Annotated in this window: 17 protein-coding genes; 4 read left to right on the top strand and 13 right to left on the bottom strand. The window is 70.5% G+C overall.

What is annotated here, in order from left to right:
• Nucleotides 1-146 precede the first annotated feature (146 nt).
• The 6 genes from ahcY to IEY73_RS10185 all read right to left on the bottom strand — a co-directional run bounded on the left by ahcY (nt 147) and on the right by IEY73_RS10185 (nt 7,006).
• Nucleotides 147-1,628, bottom strand: coding sequence for an adenosylhomocysteinase (gene ahcY / locus IEY73_RS10210; protein WP_189078897.1), 1,482 nt, complete (start codon nt 1,626-1,628; stop codon nt 147-149).
• Between the two features lie 304 nt (nt 1,629-1,932).
• On the bottom strand, nt 1,933-3,132 hold the full coding sequence (gene manA / locus IEY73_RS10205) for a mannose-6-phosphate isomerase, class I (RefSeq protein WP_189078896.1): 1,200 nt from the start codon (nt 3,130-3,132) through the stop codon (nt 1,933-1,935).
• Between the two features lie 31 nt (nt 3,133-3,163).
• Nucleotides 3,164-4,138 carry a cation diffusion facilitator family transporter gene (locus tag IEY73_RS10200; protein WP_189078895.1) on the bottom strand — a complete coding sequence of 325 codons (975 nt, stop codon included), beginning with the start codon at nt 4,136-4,138 and terminating at the stop codon, nt 3,164-3,166.
• A 40-nt stretch (nt 4,139-4,178) separates the two neighbouring features.
• Entirely contained in the window at nt 4,179-5,396 is a 1,218-nt protein-coding gene (locus IEY73_RS10195) for an SIS domain-containing protein (RefSeq protein WP_189078894.1), read from the bottom strand.
• A complete protein-coding gene (locus tag IEY73_RS10190; RefSeq protein ID WP_189078893.1) occupies nt 5,396-5,581 on the bottom strand; it encodes a Trm112 family protein in 186 nt (61 codons plus the stop codon). Before IEY73_RS10190 ends, IEY73_RS10195 begins: the two co-directional genes overlap by 1 nt.
• Nucleotides 5,582-5,626: 45 nt before the next feature.
• Entirely contained in the window at nt 5,627-7,006 is a 1,380-nt protein-coding gene (locus tag IEY73_RS10185) for a phosphomannomutase/phosphoglucomutase (RefSeq protein WP_189078892.1), read from the bottom strand.
• Between the two features lie 137 nt (nt 7,007-7,143).
• Here IEY73_RS10185 and IEY73_RS10180 point away from each other — a divergent pair, with 137 nt between their 5' ends.
• The 3 genes from IEY73_RS10180 to IEY73_RS10170 are packed head-to-tail and all read left to right on the top strand — an operon-like array spanning nt 7,144 to nt 10,380.
• A complete protein-coding gene (locus IEY73_RS10180; RefSeq protein ID WP_189078891.1) occupies nt 7,144-8,424 on the top strand; it encodes a helix-turn-helix domain-containing protein in 1,281 nt (426 codons plus the stop codon).
• 36 nt (nt 8,425-8,460) lie between these two features.
• A complete protein-coding gene (exaC, locus tag IEY73_RS10175) occupies nt 8,461-9,984 on the top strand; it encodes an acetaldehyde dehydrogenase ExaC (protein ID WP_189078890.1) in 1,524 nt (507 codons plus the stop codon).
• A 9-nt stretch (nt 9,985-9,993) separates the two neighbouring features.
• A complete protein-coding gene (locus IEY73_RS10170) occupies nt 9,994-10,380 on the top strand; it encodes a DUF779 domain-containing protein (protein ID WP_189078889.1) in 387 nt (128 codons plus the stop codon).
• 18 nt (nt 10,381-10,398) lie between these two features.
• On the opposite strand, the gene IEY73_RS10165 is transcribed toward IEY73_RS10170, so the two are convergent.
• The 5 genes from IEY73_RS10165 to IEY73_RS10145 all read right to left on the bottom strand — a co-directional run bounded on the left by IEY73_RS10165 (nt 10,399) and on the right by IEY73_RS10145 (nt 15,095).
• Nucleotides 10,399-11,190: an ABC transporter permease gene (locus IEY73_RS10165; RefSeq protein ID WP_189078888.1), complete on the bottom strand. Its 792-nt coding sequence runs from the start codon at nt 11,188-11,190 to the stop codon at nt 10,399-10,401.
• A gap of 28 nt (nt 11,191-11,218) precedes the next feature.
• On the bottom strand, nt 11,219-12,127 hold the full coding sequence (locus tag IEY73_RS10160) for an ABC transporter permease (protein ID WP_189078887.1): 909 nt from the start codon (nt 12,125-12,127) through the stop codon (nt 11,219-11,221).
• Nucleotides 12,124-13,257 carry an ABC transporter ATP-binding protein gene (locus tag IEY73_RS10155; protein WP_189078886.1) on the bottom strand — a complete coding sequence of 378 codons (1,134 nt, stop codon included), beginning with the start codon at nt 13,255-13,257 and terminating at the stop codon, nt 12,124-12,126. The genes IEY73_RS10160 and IEY73_RS10155 overlap by 4 nt, the downstream gene beginning before the upstream one ends.
• Complete coding sequence (locus IEY73_RS10150) at nt 13,257-14,483, bottom strand: polyamine ABC transporter substrate-binding protein (protein ID WP_189078885.1); 1,227 nt, start codon at nt 14,481-14,483, stop codon at nt 13,257-13,259. Before IEY73_RS10150 ends, IEY73_RS10155 begins: the two co-directional genes overlap by 1 nt.
• A 243-nt stretch (nt 14,484-14,726) precedes the next feature.
• Nucleotides 14,727-15,095, bottom strand: a complete 369-nt coding sequence (locus tag IEY73_RS10145) for a DUF3499 domain-containing protein (RefSeq protein ID WP_189078884.1) — start codon at nt 15,093-15,095, stop codon at nt 14,727-14,729.
• A gap of 184 nt (nt 15,096-15,279) precedes the next feature.
• Between IEY73_RS10145 and IEY73_RS10140 the strand changes: the two genes are divergently transcribed.
• A complete protein-coding gene (locus IEY73_RS10140; RefSeq protein ID WP_373292771.1) occupies nt 15,280-15,765 on the top strand; it encodes a metallopeptidase family protein in 486 nt (161 codons plus the stop codon).
• Here IEY73_RS10140 and IEY73_RS10135 read toward each other — a convergent pair.
• Nucleotides 15,762-16,019: a WhiB family transcriptional regulator gene (locus tag IEY73_RS10135; protein WP_189078882.1), complete on the bottom strand. Its 258-nt coding sequence runs from the start codon at nt 16,017-16,019 to the stop codon at nt 15,762-15,764. The two genes, IEY73_RS10140 and IEY73_RS10135, sit on opposite strands and share 4 nt — an antisense overlap.
• Nucleotides 16,020-16,296: 277 nt before the next feature.
• Nucleotides 16,297-18,789, bottom strand: coding sequence for a bifunctional FO biosynthesis protein CofGH (locus tag IEY73_RS10130; RefSeq protein WP_189078881.1), 2,493 nt, complete (start codon nt 18,787-18,789; stop codon nt 16,297-16,299).
• Nucleotides 18,790-18,795 lie beyond the last annotated feature (6 nt).

The raw sequence follows: 18,795 nt of genomic DNA, 5'->3' as shown, positions 1-18,795 counted from the left end.
ACGAGTCCGGTGCACTTGCAGCGCATGTCCACCGCATGGCGTAATGAGATGGAGACGTGGAGTGGCCGGGCAGCGGCAACTGCTCGACCCACGCGAAGATCGGGCCCCGTCCCACCAGGACGGGGCCCGATCTCGCGTACCGGTGTTCAGTATCGATAGTGGTCAGGCTTGTACGGACCCTCGACCGCGACGCCCAGATAGGCCGCCTGCTCCTTGGTCAGCTCGGTCAGCTTCGCGCCCAGCGCCCCCAGGTGCAGCCGCGCGACCTTCTCGTCCAGATGCTTGGGCAGCACATACACCCCGACCGGATAGTCATCCGTGCGGGTGAACAGCTCGATCTGCGCGATGGTCTGATTGGAGAAGCTGTTGCTCATCACGAACGAGGGGTGACCCGTCGCGTTACCCAGGTTCAGCAGCCGGCCCTCGGACAGCACGATGATCGAATGGCCGTCGTCGAAGCGCCACTCGTCGACCTGCGGCTTGACGTTGATGCGCGTGGTGTCCGCCCGCTTCATCAGCCCGGCCATGTCGATCTCGTTGTCGAAGTGGCCGATGTTGCCCACGATCGCCTGGTGCTTCATCCGCGCCATGTGCTGGTGGGTGATCACGTTGAAGCAGCCCGTCGCGGTGACGAAGATGTCGGCGGTCTCCACCACGTCGTCGATCGTGGCCACCTGGTAACCGTCCATCGCGGCCTGCAACGCGCAGATCGGGTCGACCTCGGTGATCACCACGCGAGCGCCCTGCCCGCGCAGCGACTCGGCGCAGCCCTTGCCCACATCGCCGTACCCGAAGACGACCGCGACCTTGCCGCCGATCAACACGTCCGTGGCCCGGTTGATGCCGTCGATCAGCGAATGCCGGCAGCCGTACTTGTTGTCGAACTTCGACTTGGTCACCGAGTCGTTCACGTTGATCGCGGGGAAGAGCAGCGTGCCGGCCTGCTGCATCTCATACAGGCGGTGCACGCCGGTGGTGGTCTCCTCGGTGACACCCTTGATGCCGGCCGCGAGGCGGGTCCAGCGTCGCTCGTCCTCGCCCAGGCTGCGGGCCAACAGGCGGAGGATCACCGCGTACTCCTCCGAGTCCGCGGTGTCGGCGGACGGAACCGCGCCGAGCTTCTCGAACTCCGCGCCCTTGTGCACCAGCAGCGTGGCGTCGCCGCCGTCGTCGAGGATCATGTTGGGGCCCTCGCCGTCCGGCCACCGCAGCACCTGCTCGGTGCACCACCAGTACTCCTCCAGCGACTCGCCCTTCCACGCGTACACCGGAACTCCGCCGGGCGCCTCGGGCGTACCGTCCGGGCCGACCACGATGGCCGCGGCGGCGTGGTCCTGGGTGGAGAAGATGTTGCAGGATGCCCAGCGGACTTCGGCGCCGAGGGCGGTCAGGGTCTCGATCAGCACGGCGGTCTGGATCGTCATGTGCAGCGAGCCGGTGATCCGGGCACCGCGCAGCGGCCGCTGCGGTCCGAACTCCCGGCGCAGCGACATCAGGCCGGGCATCTCATGCTCGGCGAGCTCGATCTCCTTGCGCCCGAAGGCGGCGAGCGACAGATCAGCCACCTTGTAGTCGCCGCCGGCAACGGTGGCGGGCCGGTCGGCGCCGGCCGGGAGAGTGCTGGTCATCAATGCTCCTGACGGTGAGGCGAACAGTTGCGATCCGGGACGCGATGTCCGATTTTACGCGCCACGACGGCGGCCGATTCGCCTCGCACTGACGCAGGCGTTCGCCGAACGCTGCCGGAGACCCGGGAACCGCGAACGGGACGACAGGCAATTGCCCGCCGCCCCGTTCATCCCCCCGGTTTGGTACCACGAACGCCAATGGGACCCCCCGATCCCCATGACGCTGCGTGTTCTAAGAATCACACTCCGCGATCATTCCGTCAAGCAAATCGGGAAATTTCGGTTTTTTAGTGGATACGCGACGTCAGTGCGCGGGAACGGTCGCCACGAACACCTCGCCGTCACCGACGAGCACGAGCGCGCCCGCGGCGTCCGGCACGTACGCCGCCACGCCGGGCGTGACGTCCACCGGCGAGCCGCCGCCGGCGCTCACGGTGGCCTTCCCCGCCGTGCCGACCACGATCCGCGGGCCGGCGCCGGGCACCTCCACCGGCGTCCCGGAACCGTCCAGCGACACCCGGAAGAGGGCGAACTCGCGGACCGGCACGGGCCAGGTGACCACGCCCGGCGCCACCGCCCGGGACGGCAGCAGAGGATCGTCCAGCACGGTGAACCGCAAGACCCGGAGAAGCTCCCCGACATCCACCCGCTTGGGCGTGAGCCCGCCACGCAGGACGTTGTCGCTGGCCGCCATGATCTCGACGCCGGCGCCCCGGAGGTACGCGTGCAGGTTCCCGGCGGGCATCCAGATGGCCTCGCCCGGCGCCAGCCGTACATGGTTGAGCAACTGCGCGACGAGCACGCCCGGATCGCCGGGATAGTGCTCCGCGAGGGTGAGCGCCAACCGCGCCGATGCCACGATCGCCGGGTCGCCGGACGCGGAGTCCGCGCCGCAGCAGCGCCGGGCGGATGTGACCACCGCGTCGATCAGCCCCGGCCGCTCCGACTCCGGCCAGGTCAACAGGGTCCGCACCGCCTGCTCGATCCCGGCGGGGCCGGTGCGCAACGCCTCGACCACGGGCGCCAACTGCGGCAGCCCGAACTCTTCCAGCACCCGGGCGGACACCGCCGGGTCGCGGAAGCCGCACAACGCCTCGAAGGGCGTGATGGCGACCAGCATCTCGGGCTTGTGGTGGGCGTCGGTGTAGTTACGCGGCAGCGACGGGTCGGCCTGCTGCGCCGCATACGCGCGGGCCGCGTAGGCGGCATCCGGGTGGGCCTGCAGCGACAGCGGGGTCTCCGCGGCCAGCACCTTCATGAGGTAAGGCAGCCGGATGCCGAACTCGGCCAGCACGGGCGCACCGAGGTGGACCTCCGGCTCCGCGGCGATGAGCTCGGCGAGGCTCTCGCCGCCGGCCCGCGACGGGTCGCCGGGGTGCGCGCCGAGCCACAGTTCGGCCTCCGGCTCTGCGGTGGGCGCCGGGCGGCCCTGCAGGGTGGCCAGGACGGTGCGAGAGCCCCAGGCGTACGGGCGGATGGCACCGGTCAACGGAGAGACACTCATCGGGACGACTCCGGTCGCGTCACATCGACGATCATGAGGTGATCGGGGGCGCGGCGGCTTCCTCGGCCGCGCGCTGGGCGGTGGGTGCCTTCTCCGGGCGGTAGATGTCCGGTTCGAGATAGATGACCCGCGCGATCGGCATCGCTTCCCGGATGCGGGCCTCGGTCTCGTTGATGTGCATCGCCACCTCCTCGGCCACCTCGGTGCGCGGCACCGCGATCTTCGCGGCGACCAGCAGTTCCTCCGGGCCGAGGTGCATCGTCTTCATGTGGATGATGCGTTCCACACCCGGACCGTCCAGCATCGCCCGCGCGATCTTCGCCACCGCCGCGGGTGTGGCGCTCTCCCCCACCAGCAGGCTCTTGGTCTCCACCGCCAGGATGATCGCGATGGTGACCAGCAGCAGACCGATGGCGCCGGTGCCCACGCCATCCCAGACGCCGTTGCCGGTGATCAGCGTCAGCACCACGCCGACCAGGGCGAACATCAGGCCGAGCAGCGCGCCGGCGTCCTCCAGCAGCACCACCGGCAGCTCCGGCGCTTTGGCCCGGCGGATGTACTGCATCCAGGAGGCGTTGCCGCGGGTCTGATTGGACTCGTGCACGGCGGTCCGGAACGAGTACCCCTCCAGGCAGATGGCGATGAGCAGCACCGCGATGGGCACCCACTGCCAATCCTCGATCGCCTCCGGATGCTGGATCTTGTGGTACGCCTCGTACAGCGCGAACAGGCCACCCAGGCTGAACAGCACGATGGACACGATGAAGGCGTAGATGTATCGCTCCCGGCCGTACCCGAACGGGTGTTCCGGCGTGGCCTTGCGGTCCGCGCGCTTGCCGCCCAGCAGCAGCAGCGCCTGGTTGCCGGAGTCGGCGACCGAGTGGATCGACTCGGCCAGCATCGACGAGGAGCCGGTCAGCAGCCACGCGACAAGCTTGGTGACTGCGATGCCGAGGTTGGCGCCCAGCGCCGCGATGATCGCTTTTGTTCCGCCGCCCGCGCTCACGCCGGTGCTCCCTTCCGTGCGCCGACGACGCGGCGTTCGATCATGACAGGCCCTCGGGGAGCGGTTGACCCGGGAGCGGTTGGCTCAGTTCCTTCATCTCGTCGATGGCCGGCACCGCCATCGGGTCCAGGCCGTGCGCCATGGCCAGGTAGATCGAGGCGAAGTCGGGCATCGCGACCAGGGACGCGAGGCGTTCCAACGAGGAGCCGCCCTCGGCCACCACCACGTCGCATCGCACGCCCCGCCGCTCGGCCAGGGCGACCACCGCGTCGGCGCGGCGTTCCTCGACCGCGACCGGCTCGTCCGCCTCGTCCTCCGGGTTGAGGCCACCGTCGCGCATCACCACCAGCCGCAACCGGGTGGTGATGTCCGCCTCGTCGTCCGGGTCGGCGAAGATGTCGCGCGACGACTCGGCGAGACCGCCGAACGGGCCGTCGAGCAGCCCGACGCGACCACGGCCAGCCTCGCCGAGCGCCCCGGCCATCACCGGGTAACGGGCGTTGGCGGCCAGCGTGTCGGCGAACCGCCGGGCGGCCACGGTGGCCAGCGGGGACGACCCCCAGACGATGGGGATGGAGCCGGCCAGACCGAGCGCGAGCGACTTCGCCGGGTTGACGAAGGACTCGGCGGCGGGCCGGCAGCGCTCCGCATCGGCGTCCAGGCGGGACGCGGTCTCCGCGAGGTCGGCCTCGTTGACTTTGACCAGGCCCAGGTGACGCCCGGCCAGCAGAACCGGCACGGCCAGGCCCCAGAGGCTGGCCCGCGCGGGCGCCCGGCGGGGCACCGGCACGAACGGCGCGCGGGCCCGCTCGGCCATCGCCTGCAGTTCCGAGTCGGGGTTGCCGATGGCGACCAGGCGCGCCCCTCGCCGGGCGGCGGCGTCGGCCGCGGCCAGCGCCTCGGGGCTGCGCCCGCTGGCCGAGACGGCGATCACCACGTCCGCGGCACCAACCCAGCCCGGCACGCCGGCGCTACGGTGCCCGATCACCGGGACCGGGCAGCGCGGCCCGGCGACGGTGGCCAGGATGCTGCCGGTCAGACCGGCAGTGCCGATGCCCGCGACCACCACCGCACGGGGACGCCCGTCGTCGCTGAGCAGGCCCAGGTTCGCCTCCGCGGCCAGCGCCGCCGACTCGCGCACCTGGGCGCCGGACGATGCGGTGGCCCGCAGCATGCCGCCCGGATCCTTGTCCAGCATCGCCTGTTCGTCGTCGAGCAGCGCCTCCTGGGGCACCCGGTGCCCCTCCACCGCCGCCATCAGGACGCGCCCTCGGTCGGCTGCCTGGCCTCGTCCAGGAGCAGCACCGGGATGTCGTCGCGCACCTCGAAGACGCGCCTGCACTCGGTGCAGGTCAACGTCTGCGCGTCGGCGTCGTAGCGCAGCGGCGCGTGGTGCGTGTCCGGGCAGGCCAGGATGTCCAGCAACTGCGGATCGAGGGCCACCGGCGCGGCTCCTTGCTGTTGTGCGGAAACTCGGGCGAGGAGATCCTATCCGCGAATGACGGCGAGCACCTCGTCGCGCAGGGCGGCCATCCGATCCGGCTTGGCCGCCTCCACGTTGAGGCGCAGCAACGGTTCGGTGTTCGAGGCGCGCAGGTTGAACCAGGCGCCGTCGGGCAGCCGCGCGGTCAGCCCGTCCAACTCGTCGAACTCGGCATCCGGGTACGCCGCCCGGACCGCAGCGGTCTTGGCCGCCGCGTCCGGCACGGTGGAGTTGATCTCGCCCGAGGCGGCGTACCGCTCGAACTCCGCGGCCAGGTCCGACAGCGGCCGTTCCTGCCCGCCGAGCGCGGCCAGCACGTGCATCGCCGCCAGCATCCCGGTGTCGGCGAACCAGAACTCGCGGAAGTAGTAATGCGCCGAGTGCTCGCCGCCGAAGACGGCGTTCGTCTGGGCCATCTGCCCCTTGATGAAGGAGTGCCCGACCCGGCTGCGCACCGGCTTGCCGCCGTGCTCGACGATGATCTCCGGCACCGCGGCCGAGGTGATCAGGTTGTGGATGATCGTGCTGCCGGGGAACTTGGCCAGTTCCCGGGTGGCCACCAGCGCGGTGATCGCGGACGGCGACACCGGCTCGCCCCGCTCGTCCACCACGAAGCACCGGTCCGCGTCGCCGTCGAAGGCCAGCCCCAGGTCGGCGCCGCGCTCGCGCACCGCGGCCTGCAGGTCGACCAGGTTGGCCGGCTCCAGCGGGTTCGCCTCGTGGTTGGGGAAGCTGCCGTCAAGCTCGAAATACAGCGGTTCGATGCGCAACGGCAGCGCCGGCAGCATCCGGTCCCCGAGCACCGCGGGCACCGTGTGCCCACCCATCCCGTTGCCCGCGTCGACCACCACGGTCAGCTCGCGGATGCCGGTCAGGTCCACCAGGGACCGCAGGTGGACCGCGTATTCGCGGAGCAGGTCGCGCCGCTCGACCCGGGCCGGGCCGTCGGCGACCGCGGCCAGGTCGGCGAGCAGTTCCTGCGCCCGCTGACGGACCACGGCAAGGCCGCTGTCCTGACCCACCGGTCGGGCGCCGGCGCGGCAGAGCTTGATGCCGTTGTACCGCGCCGGGTTGTGACTGGCGGTGAACATCGCGCCCGGCAGATTCAACGATCCGGAGGCGAAGTAGAGCTGGTCGGTCGATCCGAGGCCGATGTTGATCACGGCCGCGCCGGCCGCGTTGGCGCCGGAGGCGAAGGCCGCGGCCAGGGCCGGACCGGAGTCGCGCATGTCGTGGGCGATGACGAGGGTGTCCGCGTCGTCGCCGGACTCGCGCAACATCTCCACAAAGGCAGTCCCCAGCGCCCGCGCCACCGGCTCATTGAGCTGGTCCGGGACGGTGCCGCGCACGTCGTACGCCTTCACGATCTGCGACAGATCAGACAATCTAACTCCTCAGCCACGTTGCTTTGCGCTGAGACTAACGGAGCACTCGTGCCGTTACCGTCGCAAACGACGGACGAGCCACCGACCGGTTGTCCCCTGCCGTGACGCAGGCCACGATGGGGGAGCGGGAGGTGCGCATGTCGAATCCATGGCTCGCCCTCGACCACGACGCCGACCCTCTGGAGCGGATCCGTCAGGTCGCGCGGGCGCACGAACGGTTCGTCACCGAGGGCCGCGCCGTGGCACAGGTCCGTGGCGTGGTGGCCGACTCGTGGCGCCGGTCCGCGGGCGCCCGGCTCAGCGCGGACAGCACCGCGCCCATCGAACTGGCCACCGACGACCTGGAGGCGTACCGGGAAGCACATCCGCTGGCGCGGGCGCTGCCGATCTTCCGGGACCTGCTCGGCGGGCTGGCCGAGGACGGCGACCATCTGATCGCGGTGTGCGATGCGGACGGCCGACTGCTCTGGGTGGAGGGCCACGCCTCGATCCTGAGCGGCGCCGCCTCGATGAACTTCGTGCCCGGAGCACGCTGGGACGAGGCCCACGCGGGCACCAACGCACCGGGGACGGCGCTGGCGGTGGATCATCCGCTGCAGATCTTCGCGACCGAGCACTACAGCCGGCCGGTGCAACGGTGGACGTGTGCCGCGGCGCCGATCCACGACCCGGTCACCGGCCGGCTGCTGGGCGCCATCGACGTCACCGGGGGCGACCATCTGGCGAACCCGCACAGCCTGGCACTGGTCCGGGCCACCGCGCTGGCCGCGGAGGCGTTCCTCGGCAGCGGCCGGGCGCCGCACGCCGGCCATGCGACGGTGACCGCGCTCGGCCGCGACGAGGCGCTGCTGTCGGTGCGGGGCAACCGGATCCGGCTCGGGCGCCGGCACTCCGAGTTGCTGGTCCTGCTCCTGGCGCATCCGGAGGGCCGCACCGGCGACCAGTTGGGCGTGGATCTGTACGCCGACGACCTCAACCCGGTGACGATCCGCGCGGAGTTGTCCCGGTTGCGCCGCATCCTCGGGCCGCACCTGCTGGACTCGCGCCCCTATCGGCTGCACACCGACGTCGACGCCGACTTCTCGGCGGTGCTCCGCCTGCTGGAGCTGGGCCGGGTCCGGGACGCGCTCAGCACGTACGCGGGACCGCTGCTGCCCGCATCGGACGCGCCCGGTGTGGTCCGGCTCCGGCGCATGCTTGACGGGCAGGTGCGGGCGGCGGTCCTGGCCAGCGCCGACCGCGGCCTGATCCACACCTGGGTGCACGCCCCGTGGGGAGCCGACGACCTGGAGATGTGGCAGGCCTACGCGACGATGTTGCCGCCCGGCGCCCCGGCCCACCCGCTGGCGCTGCATCGCGTGGCGCAGCTCGCCGCCGAGTACGGCCTTGCAACGTCACTGCAACGTCCGCGTAACTAGCTTCGCCAGTACCGAAACCAGGTACGGAGGCCGACCATGACCATTTACTCCCCGCCCGGGTCCGAGGGCGCCATCGTTGCCTACCAGACCCGGTACGACCACTACATCGGCGGTCAGTACGTGCCGCCGGTCAAAGGCCAGTACTTCACCAACCCCTCCCCGGTGACCGGCCAGGACTTCTGCGAGATCGCCCGGGGCACGGCCGAGGACGTGGACCGCGCACTGGACGCCGCGCACGGCGCCGCGGCGGCCTGGGGCCGCACCGCCGCCGCGGAACGCGCCACCATGCTGAACCGGATCGCCGACCGGATCGAGGAGAACCTCGAAAAGCTCGCGGTCGCCGAGGCGTGGGAGAACGGCAAGCCGGTCCGCGAGACGCTGGCCGCCGACCTGCCGCTGGCCGTGGACCACTTCCGCTACTTCGCCGGCGCGCTGCGCGCCCAGGAGGGCAGCCTCGGCGAGATCGACGACGACACGGTGGCCTACCACTTCCACGAGCCGCTGGGCGTGGTCGGGCAGATCATCCCCTGGAACTTCCCGATCCTCATGGCGACCTGGAAACTCGCCCCGGCGCTTGCGGCCGGCAACGCGGTCGTGCTCAAGCCGGCCGAGCAGACGCCCGCCTCGATCCACTACCTGATGTCGCTGATCGGTGACCTCATCCCGCCGGGCGTGCTGAACATCGTCAACGGATTCGGCGTGGAGGCCGGCAAGCCGCTCGCCTCGTCCAACCGGGTCGCCAAGGTCGCGTTCACCGGCGAGACCACCACCGGACGCCTGATCATGCAGTACGCGTCGGAGAACCTGATCCCGGTGACCCTGGAACTGGGCGGCAAGAGCCCGAACCTGTTCTTCGACGACGTGTCCGCCCGCGACGACGACTTCATGGACAAGGCCCTGGAGGGCTTCGCGATGTTCGCCCTGAACCAGGGCGAGGTGTGCACCTGCCCGTCGCGGGCGCTGATCCAGCAGGGCCACTACGCGGACTTCCTGGCCGCCGGGGTGAAGCGGGTGGAGAACCTCAAACAGGGCAACCCGCTGGACACCGAGACCCAGGTGGGCGCGCAGGCCAGCAACGACCAGATGGAAAAGATCCTGTCCTACCTGGACATCGGTCGGCAGGAGGGTGCCAAGGTGCTGGTCGGCGGCGCCCGCGCGGACATGCCCGGCGACCTGTCCGGCGGCTACTACGTGCAGCCGACCATCTTCGAGGGCGCCAACTCGATGCGGGTCTTCCAGGAGGAGATCTTCGGCCCGGTGGTCTCGGTGACCTCGTTCTCCGACTTCGCGGACGCCGTCAAGATCGCCAACGACACCCTGTACGGGCTGGGCGCCGGCGTGTGGACGCGGGACATCAACCAGGCGTACCGGGCGGGACGGGAGATCAAGGCCGGCCGGGTGTGGACCAACTGCTACCACCAGTATCCGGCGCACGCCGCGTTCGGCGGATACAAGCAGTCCGGCATCGGGCGGGAGAACCACAAGATGATGCTGGAGCACTACCAGCAGACCAAGAACCTGCTGGTCTCGTACTCCACCGGCGCCGCCGGGCTGTTCTGAGTCCCGGCCATGGCTACTCGGGTAGACGTGACTCCCGCGGCTGCCGGCCTCATGCGGCGGCTGCGGGAGCAGCACGGTCCGTTGATGTTCCACCAGTCCGGCGGATGCTGCGACGGCAGCTCGCCGATGTGCTACATCGACGGGGAATTCCGCACCGGCGCCTCCGACGTGCTGCTGGAGTCGCTGCGGGTGGAGGGCATCACGGAACCGGTGACGTTCTGGATGTCGGCCGCCCAGTTCGAGCGGTGGAAGCACACCCACCTGACGGTGGATGTGGTGCGCGGCCGGGGCTCCGGCTTCTCCCTGGAGGCGCCGGAGGGGGTGCGCTTCCTGATCCGCAGCCGCCTGTTGACCGAGCAGGAACTGGCCGAGCTGGAGCCGGCCGAGCCGGGCTGAACCGCCCGCGCCGGGGCGTCAGAACCGGGCGCGGCGCGGGCGGAGCATGGTGAGCGCCACGAGCAGCAACGCGATCAGGAACATGGCGGTACCGATCACGTTCACCTGTGGCGGGATGCCCCGCTGCGCCGCGCCCCAGACGTACATCGGGAACGTGGTCGTGGTGCCCGCGTTGAAGTTGGTCACGATGAAGTCGTCGAAGCTCAGGCTGAACGCGAGCAGGGCAGCCGCGACGATGCCCGGCAGCGCCAGCGGCAACGTCACCCGGCGGAACGCCTGCCACGGCCCGGCGTACAGGTCCGCCGCCGCCTCCAGCAGTTGCGGGTCCAGTCCGGCGAGCCGCGCCCGCACCGTGACCACCACGAACGACACGCAGAACATGACGTGGGCGATGACGATGGTGGCGAACCCGAGCGGGACGCGCGCCGCCCCGAACAGCGCGAGCAGCGACGACCCCATCACCACCTCCGGGGTGGCCATCGGCAGGAACACCAGGATGCTCGTCGCGCCGCGCCCGGCGAACCGGTGGCGGGTCAGTCCGAACGCCATCAACGTGCCGAGCACGGTGGCGACAAGGGTGGACAGGAATCCGATCTGGACGCTGCGGACCACCGCCGCGCACATCCCCGGCGAGCCGCACGGATGGGCCCACCAGTCGAGGGTGAACTCATGGAAGTCGTAGGACAGGCGTGACGACGCTCGGTTGACCGACAGCCCGGCCACCACCGCCACCGGCAGCAGCAGGTACGCCAGCACGACCAGCCCGGCGCCGAGCACCCAATGGTCGGCGAGCCAGCGACCCAGCCTCACGGTGCGGCCGTCACGAGACGTGCCGCCCTCACGAGACGGCGTCCAGCGCGCCCGCGCCGACCCGGCGCAGGTACCCGACGGTGAGCACCAGGATCGCGAACATCAGCACGAACGACAGCGCCGCGGCAGAGGGATAGTCGAGTCGCACCAGGAACGCCGAGTCGATCACGTTGCCGATCATCGCCGTGCGCGGCGTGCCGAGCAGTTGAGCGTTGACATAGTCGCCGGCCGCCGGGATGAAGGTCAGCAATGTGCCGGCCACGATGCCCGGCGCCGCCAGCGGCAAGGTGACCCGGCGGAACCCGGCCACCGGACCTGCGTACAGGTCACCGGCCGCCTCCAGCAGCCGCCTGTCGAACCGCTCCAGGCTGGCGTACAGCGGCAGCACCATGAACGGCAGGAAGTTGTACGTCAGTCCGGCGACCACCGCGAACGGGGTGGCCAGCAGACGCCCGTCGGCGCCCAGCAGATGCGCGTGCCGCAGCAGGCCGACCAGTACGCCGGTGTCCGACAGGATGGTCTTCCAAGCCAGCGTGCGGATCAGGAAGCTGGTGAAGAACGGCGCGATCACCGCGACCAGCAGCATGTTGCGCCAACGGCCGGCCTTCAGCGCGATCGCGTACGCCAGCGGGAAGCCCAGCGCCAGGCAGGCCAGCGTGGCGACGGCGGCATAGCCCAGCGACCGCAGAAGCTGCGGCCAATAGTCCCCGAGCGCGCGCGGATAGTTGCCGAGATCCCCGGTCATCGCGTACCCGGTCGCCAGCGAGCCGGACGGGTCGTACAGGCTGGTCGCGAAGAGCTGCACCGCGGGCACCACGAAGAACACGATCAGCCACAGCCCGGCCGGGAGGATCAAGAGGTACGGCACCAGGGTTCGACTCCGCGACCGGGTCCGTGGCGGGACGGCGACCGTGGGCAGATCGGCGGGCGCGGTCACGCCCGGACGTCCACGGACAGATCGGCAGGCGCGGTCCGGTCCCCCGCGCCGTCCGGCCGGTCGAGCAGGAACGCATGCCGGGAGTGCCAGTACGCGACCACCGGCGCGCCGAGCTCCGGCCGTTCCTCCGCGCCGGTGCTGGGCGCGAACACCGACAGCTCGGTCCCCCATCCGGTACGCACCAGGTATTGGGTGCTGACCCCCACGTACGCGATGTCGGTGACCACGCCCGCGACGTGCTGATGCCCCGGCGGCACCGCGTCCGGCGACCCGGCCAGGTGCAGCTTCTCCGGGCGTACGCCCAGGTAGACGGTCGCGGTCGCGGCCCGGCAGCGGTCCCGCGGCACGGTGAACCGCCCGCCGTACGCGGAGACCGGGAGCTCGCCGTTCTCTCCGCCCGGCTCGCTGTGCGCCGCGAGCAGGTTGGACTGACCGAGGAAGGTGGCCACGAACGGCGTACCGGGAAGGTCGTAGAGCTGCGCCGGCGGGCCGAGCTGCTCGATCCGCCCGGCGTTCATCACCGCGACCGTGTCGGCCATCGTCATGGCCTCCTCCTGATCGTGGGTGACGTGCACGAACGTGACCCCGACCTCGGTCTGGATGCGCTTGAGCTCGATCTGCATGCGGCGGCGCAGGTTCAGGTCGAGGGCGCCCAGCGGCTCGTCGAGCAGCAGCACCCGCGGGTGGTTGATGAGCGCCCGCGCCAACGCGACCCGCTGCTGCTGACCGCCGGACAGCCCGGCAGGCCGGCGCGGGCCGAAGCCGTCCAGTTGCACCAGCGCGAGCATGTCGGCGACCTGCCGGTCGATGTCCCGCTGGCGGCGACGGCGCAGCCCGAACGCGACGTTCTCATGCACGCTCAGATGCGGGAACAGCGCGTAACTCTGGAACACCGTGTTCACCGGGCGACGGTACGGACGCAGACGGGTGATGTCGTCGTCGCCGATCCGGATCTGCCCGCCGGTCGGCTCGGTCAGCCCGGCGACCATCCGCAGCGTGGTGGTCTTGCCGCAGCCGGACGCGCCGAGCAGTGCGAAGAACGAACCGCTGTGCACCTCCAGGTGCAGATCGTCGACCGCGGTCAGCGCGCCGAAGCGCTTGGTCAGGCCGGTGAGCCGCAGATCCGCCATCAGGTGCCGATCACGGTCTGAAACTTCTCGTTGTACGTACGCGACTGCGCCTCGGTGAGCGGCATGAACTCCTTGGCCTTGCCCAGCAGGTCGGGCGTCGGAAAGATGAGCGGATTGTCGGCCAGGTCCGGGTCCACCTTGGTCATCGCGTCCTGCGCGCCCTGCACCGGGCAGATGTAGTTGACGTAGGCGGCCAGCTTCGCCGCGGTTTCCGGCTCGTAGTAGTAGTTCATCAGCGCCTCGGCGTTGCTGCGGTGCGCGGCTTGGTTCGGCACCATCATGTCGTCGGTGAACAGCATGATGCCCGAGTCCGGCGCGACGAACGAGATCCGGTCGTCCTGGGCGGAGAGCTGGATGATGTCGCCGGACCAGCCGACGCACGCGGCGATGTCACCGCGCTGCAGTTCCGGGGCATAGTCGTTGCCGGTGAACCGGCGGATCTGCCCGGAGTCCACCGCCGTGCGCAGCTTGTCGAGCGCCGCGTCGAACTGGGCCTCGGTGAACTCGGCCGGGTCGTGGCCCAGCGACTGCAGCATCAGCCCCATGGTGTCGCGCAGTTCGGTCAGCATCGTCACCTTGCCCTTGAGGTCGGGGCGGGTGAGAAGCTCGTCGACGGTGCGGACCTCCTTGGTCACGGAGGCGTTGTAGGCGAGCCCGGTGAGCCCGCCCTGCCACGGCACGGCATGCCGCCCGCCCGGATCGGTGGCCCGGCTGCGCAGGCTGGGCAGCAGATTGGCCCGCACGTTGGGGATCTTGGCCGGGTCCAGCTCCTGCACCCAGCCGAGCGAGATCAACCGGCCGGCCAGCCACGAGGTCAGCACGATGATGTCGCGTCCGGTGGGACGGCAGTGCGCGAGCTGGTTCTGAATCTTGCCGAAGAACTGATCGTTGTCGTTGATCTCTTCGTGGTACGTCACCCGGATGCCGGTCTGCTTCTCGAAGGCGTCCAGCGTAGGGTGCCGGTTGTCGTCGGCATCATCCACGTCGAGGTACTGCGGCCAGTTCGAGAACGCGAGCTTCTTGTCGGTGGCCGAGGTGTCCGTGCTGGTGCAGCTCTGTTCGGTCTGCTGAGTCCCCTCGGTGCCGCACCCGCCGACGGCAGCCAGCGCCGCGGCGCCGAAGCCGGCGAGCACGGCACGCCGGCTGGTCGTCCGCTTCGCGGCGGGCCGGGGCGTGAGGGCGGCGAGCAGGGCACGGGTCTCGGGATCAAGCGGGGGGCGGCGCATCGCGAGCTCCTGTACCTCGGATCCGGCATGTGCCTCAGGTCTGGCGTGTGCCTCGGTTGCGGCGTGTGCCTCGGTTGCGGCGTGCGAGGGCGCAAATCATGTCACGCCGTTGGCATCGACATCAATGCGTAGATCCTACGAACACGTAAAGTTGCGAAGGGCCCGGGGTGGCTCGCCGCACGAACCGGCAGCCCGCACGAACCGGGTAACGCCCGCGGCGCACTGGGGAGCAGGTGGTGGGTGTCAGCTAGGCGGGATGACGCGTAGGTGGCCTCGGCGGCCGACCTGCTGGCCCGGGTCGCCGGCTCGGTCCGGTTCCGGGTGCGGCGGGGGTGAAAGGGGGCGGGCCGCCTCGCGCACCGCCTCCGCCAGCGCCACCAGATCGTCGGTGGTCGGCGGCGGTGGGGCGAAGTCGCCGTCGTGCCGGACGAGTTCCCAGCCTCGGGGGGCGGTGAGGCTGCGGGCGTGGGGTTCGCAGAGGTCGTACGTGTGCGGCTCGGCGAAGGCCGCGAGCGGGCCGACCACGGCAGTGGAGTCGTTGTAGACGTAGGTGAGGGTGGCGACCGCCTGTCGGGGACAGCCGTTCCGAGAGCAGCGCCGTGGTGACCTCACGGCGGCACGTTATCTCCCCGGCACGCCGTACGGTCGCGACACGCCGACCCGCGAAGCATGTTGTTTTGCACGGCGGCAGCCGACACGCCGTCCCGTGCGGGCGATTTCGCGCGTCCGAAACGCGCTCGACACCTCCTGAGCACGGAAGATGCCGTCGGAGGACTACGCTGGCTCGGTGACCACGATTCCCGACCGACACCGCACCGAATCGGGCCGCCCCGAACCGGGACGCAGCGCGCGTGGCGCCGGGCCCGGCCGGCCGGCGCGGCGAGACCGGCATGGGCGCGGTCTCCGCGGGAGATTGGTGCCGGCCACCGTGCCGCTGGCCCGGACGAAGGCGGAAGTCTTCGACGATCTGGTGCTGGACACCGTGGAGAGCCTGGAGCGGCGGTACGCGAAGGAACTCGCCGGCGTCGAGTTCGCGGTGGAGGATGTGCCGCCGGAACTGAACGTCTATGACTCGGATGTGCTGGAGGACGGCGAGGTCCCGTTGGCGCGGCTGCTGCCGGGCCGGCCCGGTCGCCAGGAACTGCCGCCGCGGATCGTGCTCTACCGGCGTCCGCTGGAATTCCGGGCGATGGACCGCGAGGACCTCGCCGACCTCGTCCACGACGTGATCATTGAGCAGGTGGCGAACCTGCTGGGAATGGATCCGGACGAGCTGACCTAGGCGACGCGACGCTTCAGCTTGCGGCGCTCACGCTCGGACAGTCCGCCCCAAATGCCGAAGCGCTCATCGTGACCGAGCGCGTACTCCAAGCATTCAGCTTTCACGTCACAGCGGCCACAAATGCGCTTCGCCTCGCGCGTCGAACCGCCCTTCTCCGGAAAGAAGGCCTCAGGATCGGTCTGCGAGCAGAGCGCTCGCTCCTGCCACTCGGGCGCGTCCCCCAGCAGGTCCACCCCTTCAACCTGCGTCTCCATCGGCGTGCCTCCTTTTCCCGCGCCGGCGTGACGCCGACGCTGACCCCCCACGCACGCGGCGTGTTTCTTGCGGGAACGACCGATTTCCTCCTGCCCCGCCCGCAACCCCACGGAAATTACACGCGTGTAAGACGTGCGTCGTCAAGCCGAACCTGATAAGTGGCCACTTCCCCTACGCAAGCCTTCGCGCCTCGGTCCCTGTCCGCCCTATCTCCACGGACCACCATCAGGTAACGCAAAACGGGCGAGTCGTGCCAATTTTAGTCCGATTTGTAACTTAACGTCGGGCGTACACCGTCGTACGCTCCACCGCCGGCCGACCGGCGGTCGCGGCCAGTTCCTTCAGTTGGGCGACCGTGCGCGCCGACCCGTGCTCGGAACCGGCCATGCGGGAGATGGTCTCCTCCATCAACGTCCCGCCCAGATCATTGCAACCGCCGTCCAGCATCGCCCGGGTGCCGTCGTCGCCCAGCTTGACCCAGGAACACTGGATGTTGTCGATCCGGCCGTGCAGCAGGAGCCGGGCCATCGCGTGCACCGCGCGGTTCTCCCGCCACGTCGGACCGGGACGGGCGATGCCGGCCAGATAGATCGGTGCGTTGGTGTGCACGAAGGGCAGCGCCACGAACTCGGTGAACCCGCCGGTCTGGTCCTGGACACCGGCCAACACCCGCAGATGCGCCAGCCACTGCCGGGGATGATCCACATGCCCGTACATCATGGTCGAGCTGGACCGGATGCCGAGCCGATGCGCCGTGCTCACCACCTCCACCCAGGTGGCCGCGGGCAGTTTCCCCTTGGTCAGCACCCACCGCACGTCGTCGTCGAGGATCTCCGCCGCGGTGCCCGGAATGGTGTCCAGTCCGGCGTCTCGCAGCTCGGCGAGCCAGTCGCCGATGCTCACGCCCGCCTTCGCCGCCCCGGTCACGATCTCCATCGGTGAGAACGCGTGCACATGCATGCCGGGCACCCGGGACTTCACCGCCCGGACCAGATCCGCGTACGCGGTGACCGGCATCTTCGGATCGATGCCGCCCTGCATGCAGACCTCCGAGGCGCCGTCCCGCCACGCCTCCTGCGCCCGGTCGGCCACCTGCTCAACCGACAACCGATAGGCGTCGGCGTCCCGCTCACGCTGGGCGAAGGCACAGAACCGGCACCCGACATAACAGACGTTCGAGAAGTTGATGTTGCGGTTCACCACGTACGTGATGTCGTCGCCGTTGACGTCCCGGCGCACGTCATCGGCGAGCCGGGCGAGTTCGTCCAGCGCGCTGCCGTCGGCGTGGAACAGGGCCAGCGCCTTGTCCTCGTGCCGCGGCTCCAGCAGCGCGGCCGGATTCTCGGCGGCCAGCCGCAGCCCGGCCAGCACGTCGCTGGGCGAGCTGTCCGGAGCCTGCCCGACCTGCGCCGCGACCTCGTCCCAGTCGCCGTAGACGCTGTCGAAGTCGCCCCGGCGATCGCCGGTGCGGCCCCGGGTGTCGATGGTCGCGAACAGATCGGTGCGACCACCGCCGTACGCGTCGTCGGGTTCCTGCCAGGGCCGGCCCACCGGTGCCGCCGACTCGTCGGCCAGCCCGTCCGACCCGGCCAACGCCGCCACGTGCGCGGCCAGCCGCGGATCCAGCCAGCCCTCGCCGCGGCGCACGTACTCCGGATAGATGGTCAACCGCTCGCGCAACCGGAACCCGGACCGTTCCGACATCCGGCGCAACAGGTCGATCTGCGGCCACGGCCGTTCCGGATTCACGTGATCGGGCGTCACCGGGGACACCCCGCCCCAATCGTCGATGCCGGCGCGCAGTAGCAGGTCGTACTCGGCGTCGATGAGGTTGGGCGGCGCCTGCAGCCGGGCCCGGGGGCCGAGGATGATCCGGGCCACCGCGACAGCGGCGGCCAGCTCGCGCAGCTCCGCGTCCGGCATGCCACGCATGGCCGTGTCCGGCTTCGCGCAGAAATTCTGCACGATCACTTCCTGCACATGCCCGTACGTGCGGGCGCTGCGCCGGATCGCGAAGAGGGCGTCGGCCCGTTCCGCCGGCGTCTCACCGATGCCGATCAGGACGCCCGTGGTGAACGGCACCCCGACCCGGCCCGCGTCGTCCAGCACCCGCAGGCGCACCGCGGGCTCCTTGTCCGGCGAGCCGAAGTGCGGCCCGCCAGGCTCGGACCACAGCCGGGTGGCGGTGGTCTCCAGCATCATCCCCATGCTCGGCGCGACCGGCTTGAGTCGTTGCAGATCCGCCCAGGTCAGCACGCCCGGGTTCAGGTGCGGCAGCAGCCCGGTCTCCTCCAGCACCGCGATCGCGCAGGCCCGCACGTAGTCCAGGGTCGAGTCGTAGCCGCGCTCATCCAGCCAGCGCCGCGCCGCGGGCCACCGGTCCTCCGGGCGGTCGCCGAGCGTGAACAACGCTTCCTTGCAGCCCTGCCGCGCGCCCTCCCGCGCGATCGCCAACACCTCGTCACGTTCCAGGAACGCGGCCGGCAACCGGTGCGGGACGGTGGCGAACGTGCAGTAGTGGCAGCGGTCCCGGCACAGCCGGGTGAGCGGGATGAAGACCTTCCGCGAGTACGTCACCACGCCGGGACGGCCGGCCTCCCGCAGCCCCGCGTCGCGGAGGGCCGCGGCGACGGCCAGCAGCTCGTCGAACGTCTCGCCCTGCGCCTGCAGCAGCACGGCCGCCTCGTCGAGGTCGACGGCCTTCCCGTCGGCGGCACGCCGCAGCGCGCGGCGCATGCTGGCTTCGGTCGGTTTCCCTGCGTCTACCACCTGAGC

The organism is Mangrovihabitans endophyticus (assembly GCF_014646155.1).
Taxonomy (GTDB): domain Bacteria; phylum Actinomycetota; class Actinomycetes; order Mycobacteriales; family Micromonosporaceae; genus Actinoplanes; species Actinoplanes endophyticus.
Note: the sequence above shows the minus strand (reverse complement) of the source record. Positions and strands in the feature narration are given on the sequence as shown.

Bases quoted from the DNA above. Each gene is read 5' to 3' on its own strand.
- ahcY (WP_189078897.1), bottom strand. From the start codon at position 1,628: ATGACCAGCACTCTCCCGGCCGGCGCCGACCGGCCCGCCACCGTTGCC.
- manA (WP_189078896.1), bottom strand. From the start codon at position 3,132: ATGAGTGTCTCTCCGTTGACCGGTGCCATCCGCCCGTACGCCTGGGGC.
- IEY73_RS10195 (WP_189078894.1), bottom strand. From the start codon at position 5,396: ATGGCGGCGGTGGAGGGGCACCGGGTGCCCCAGGAGGCGCTGCTCGAC.
- IEY73_RS10180 (WP_189078891.1), top strand. From the start codon at position 7,144: ATGTCGAATCCATGGCTCGCCCTCGACCACGACGCCGACCCTCTGGAG.
- exaC (WP_189078890.1), top strand. From the start codon at position 8,461: ATGACCATTTACTCCCCGCCCGGGTCCGAGGGCGCCATCGTTGCCTAC.
- IEY73_RS10170 (WP_189078889.1), top strand. From the start codon at position 9,994: ATGGCTACTCGGGTAGACGTGACTCCCGCGGCTGCCGGCCTCATGCGG.
- IEY73_RS10155 (WP_189078886.1), bottom strand. From the start codon at position 13,257: ATGGCGGATCTGCGGCTCACCGGCCTGACCAAGCGCTTCGGCGCGCTG.
- IEY73_RS10150 (WP_189078885.1), bottom strand. From the start codon at position 14,483: ATGCGCCGCCCCCCGCTTGATCCCGAGACCCGTGCCCTGCTCGCCGCC.
- IEY73_RS10135 (WP_189078882.1), bottom strand. From the start codon at position 16,019: ATGGAGACGCAGGTTGAAGGGGTGGACCTGCTGGGGGACGCGCCCGAG.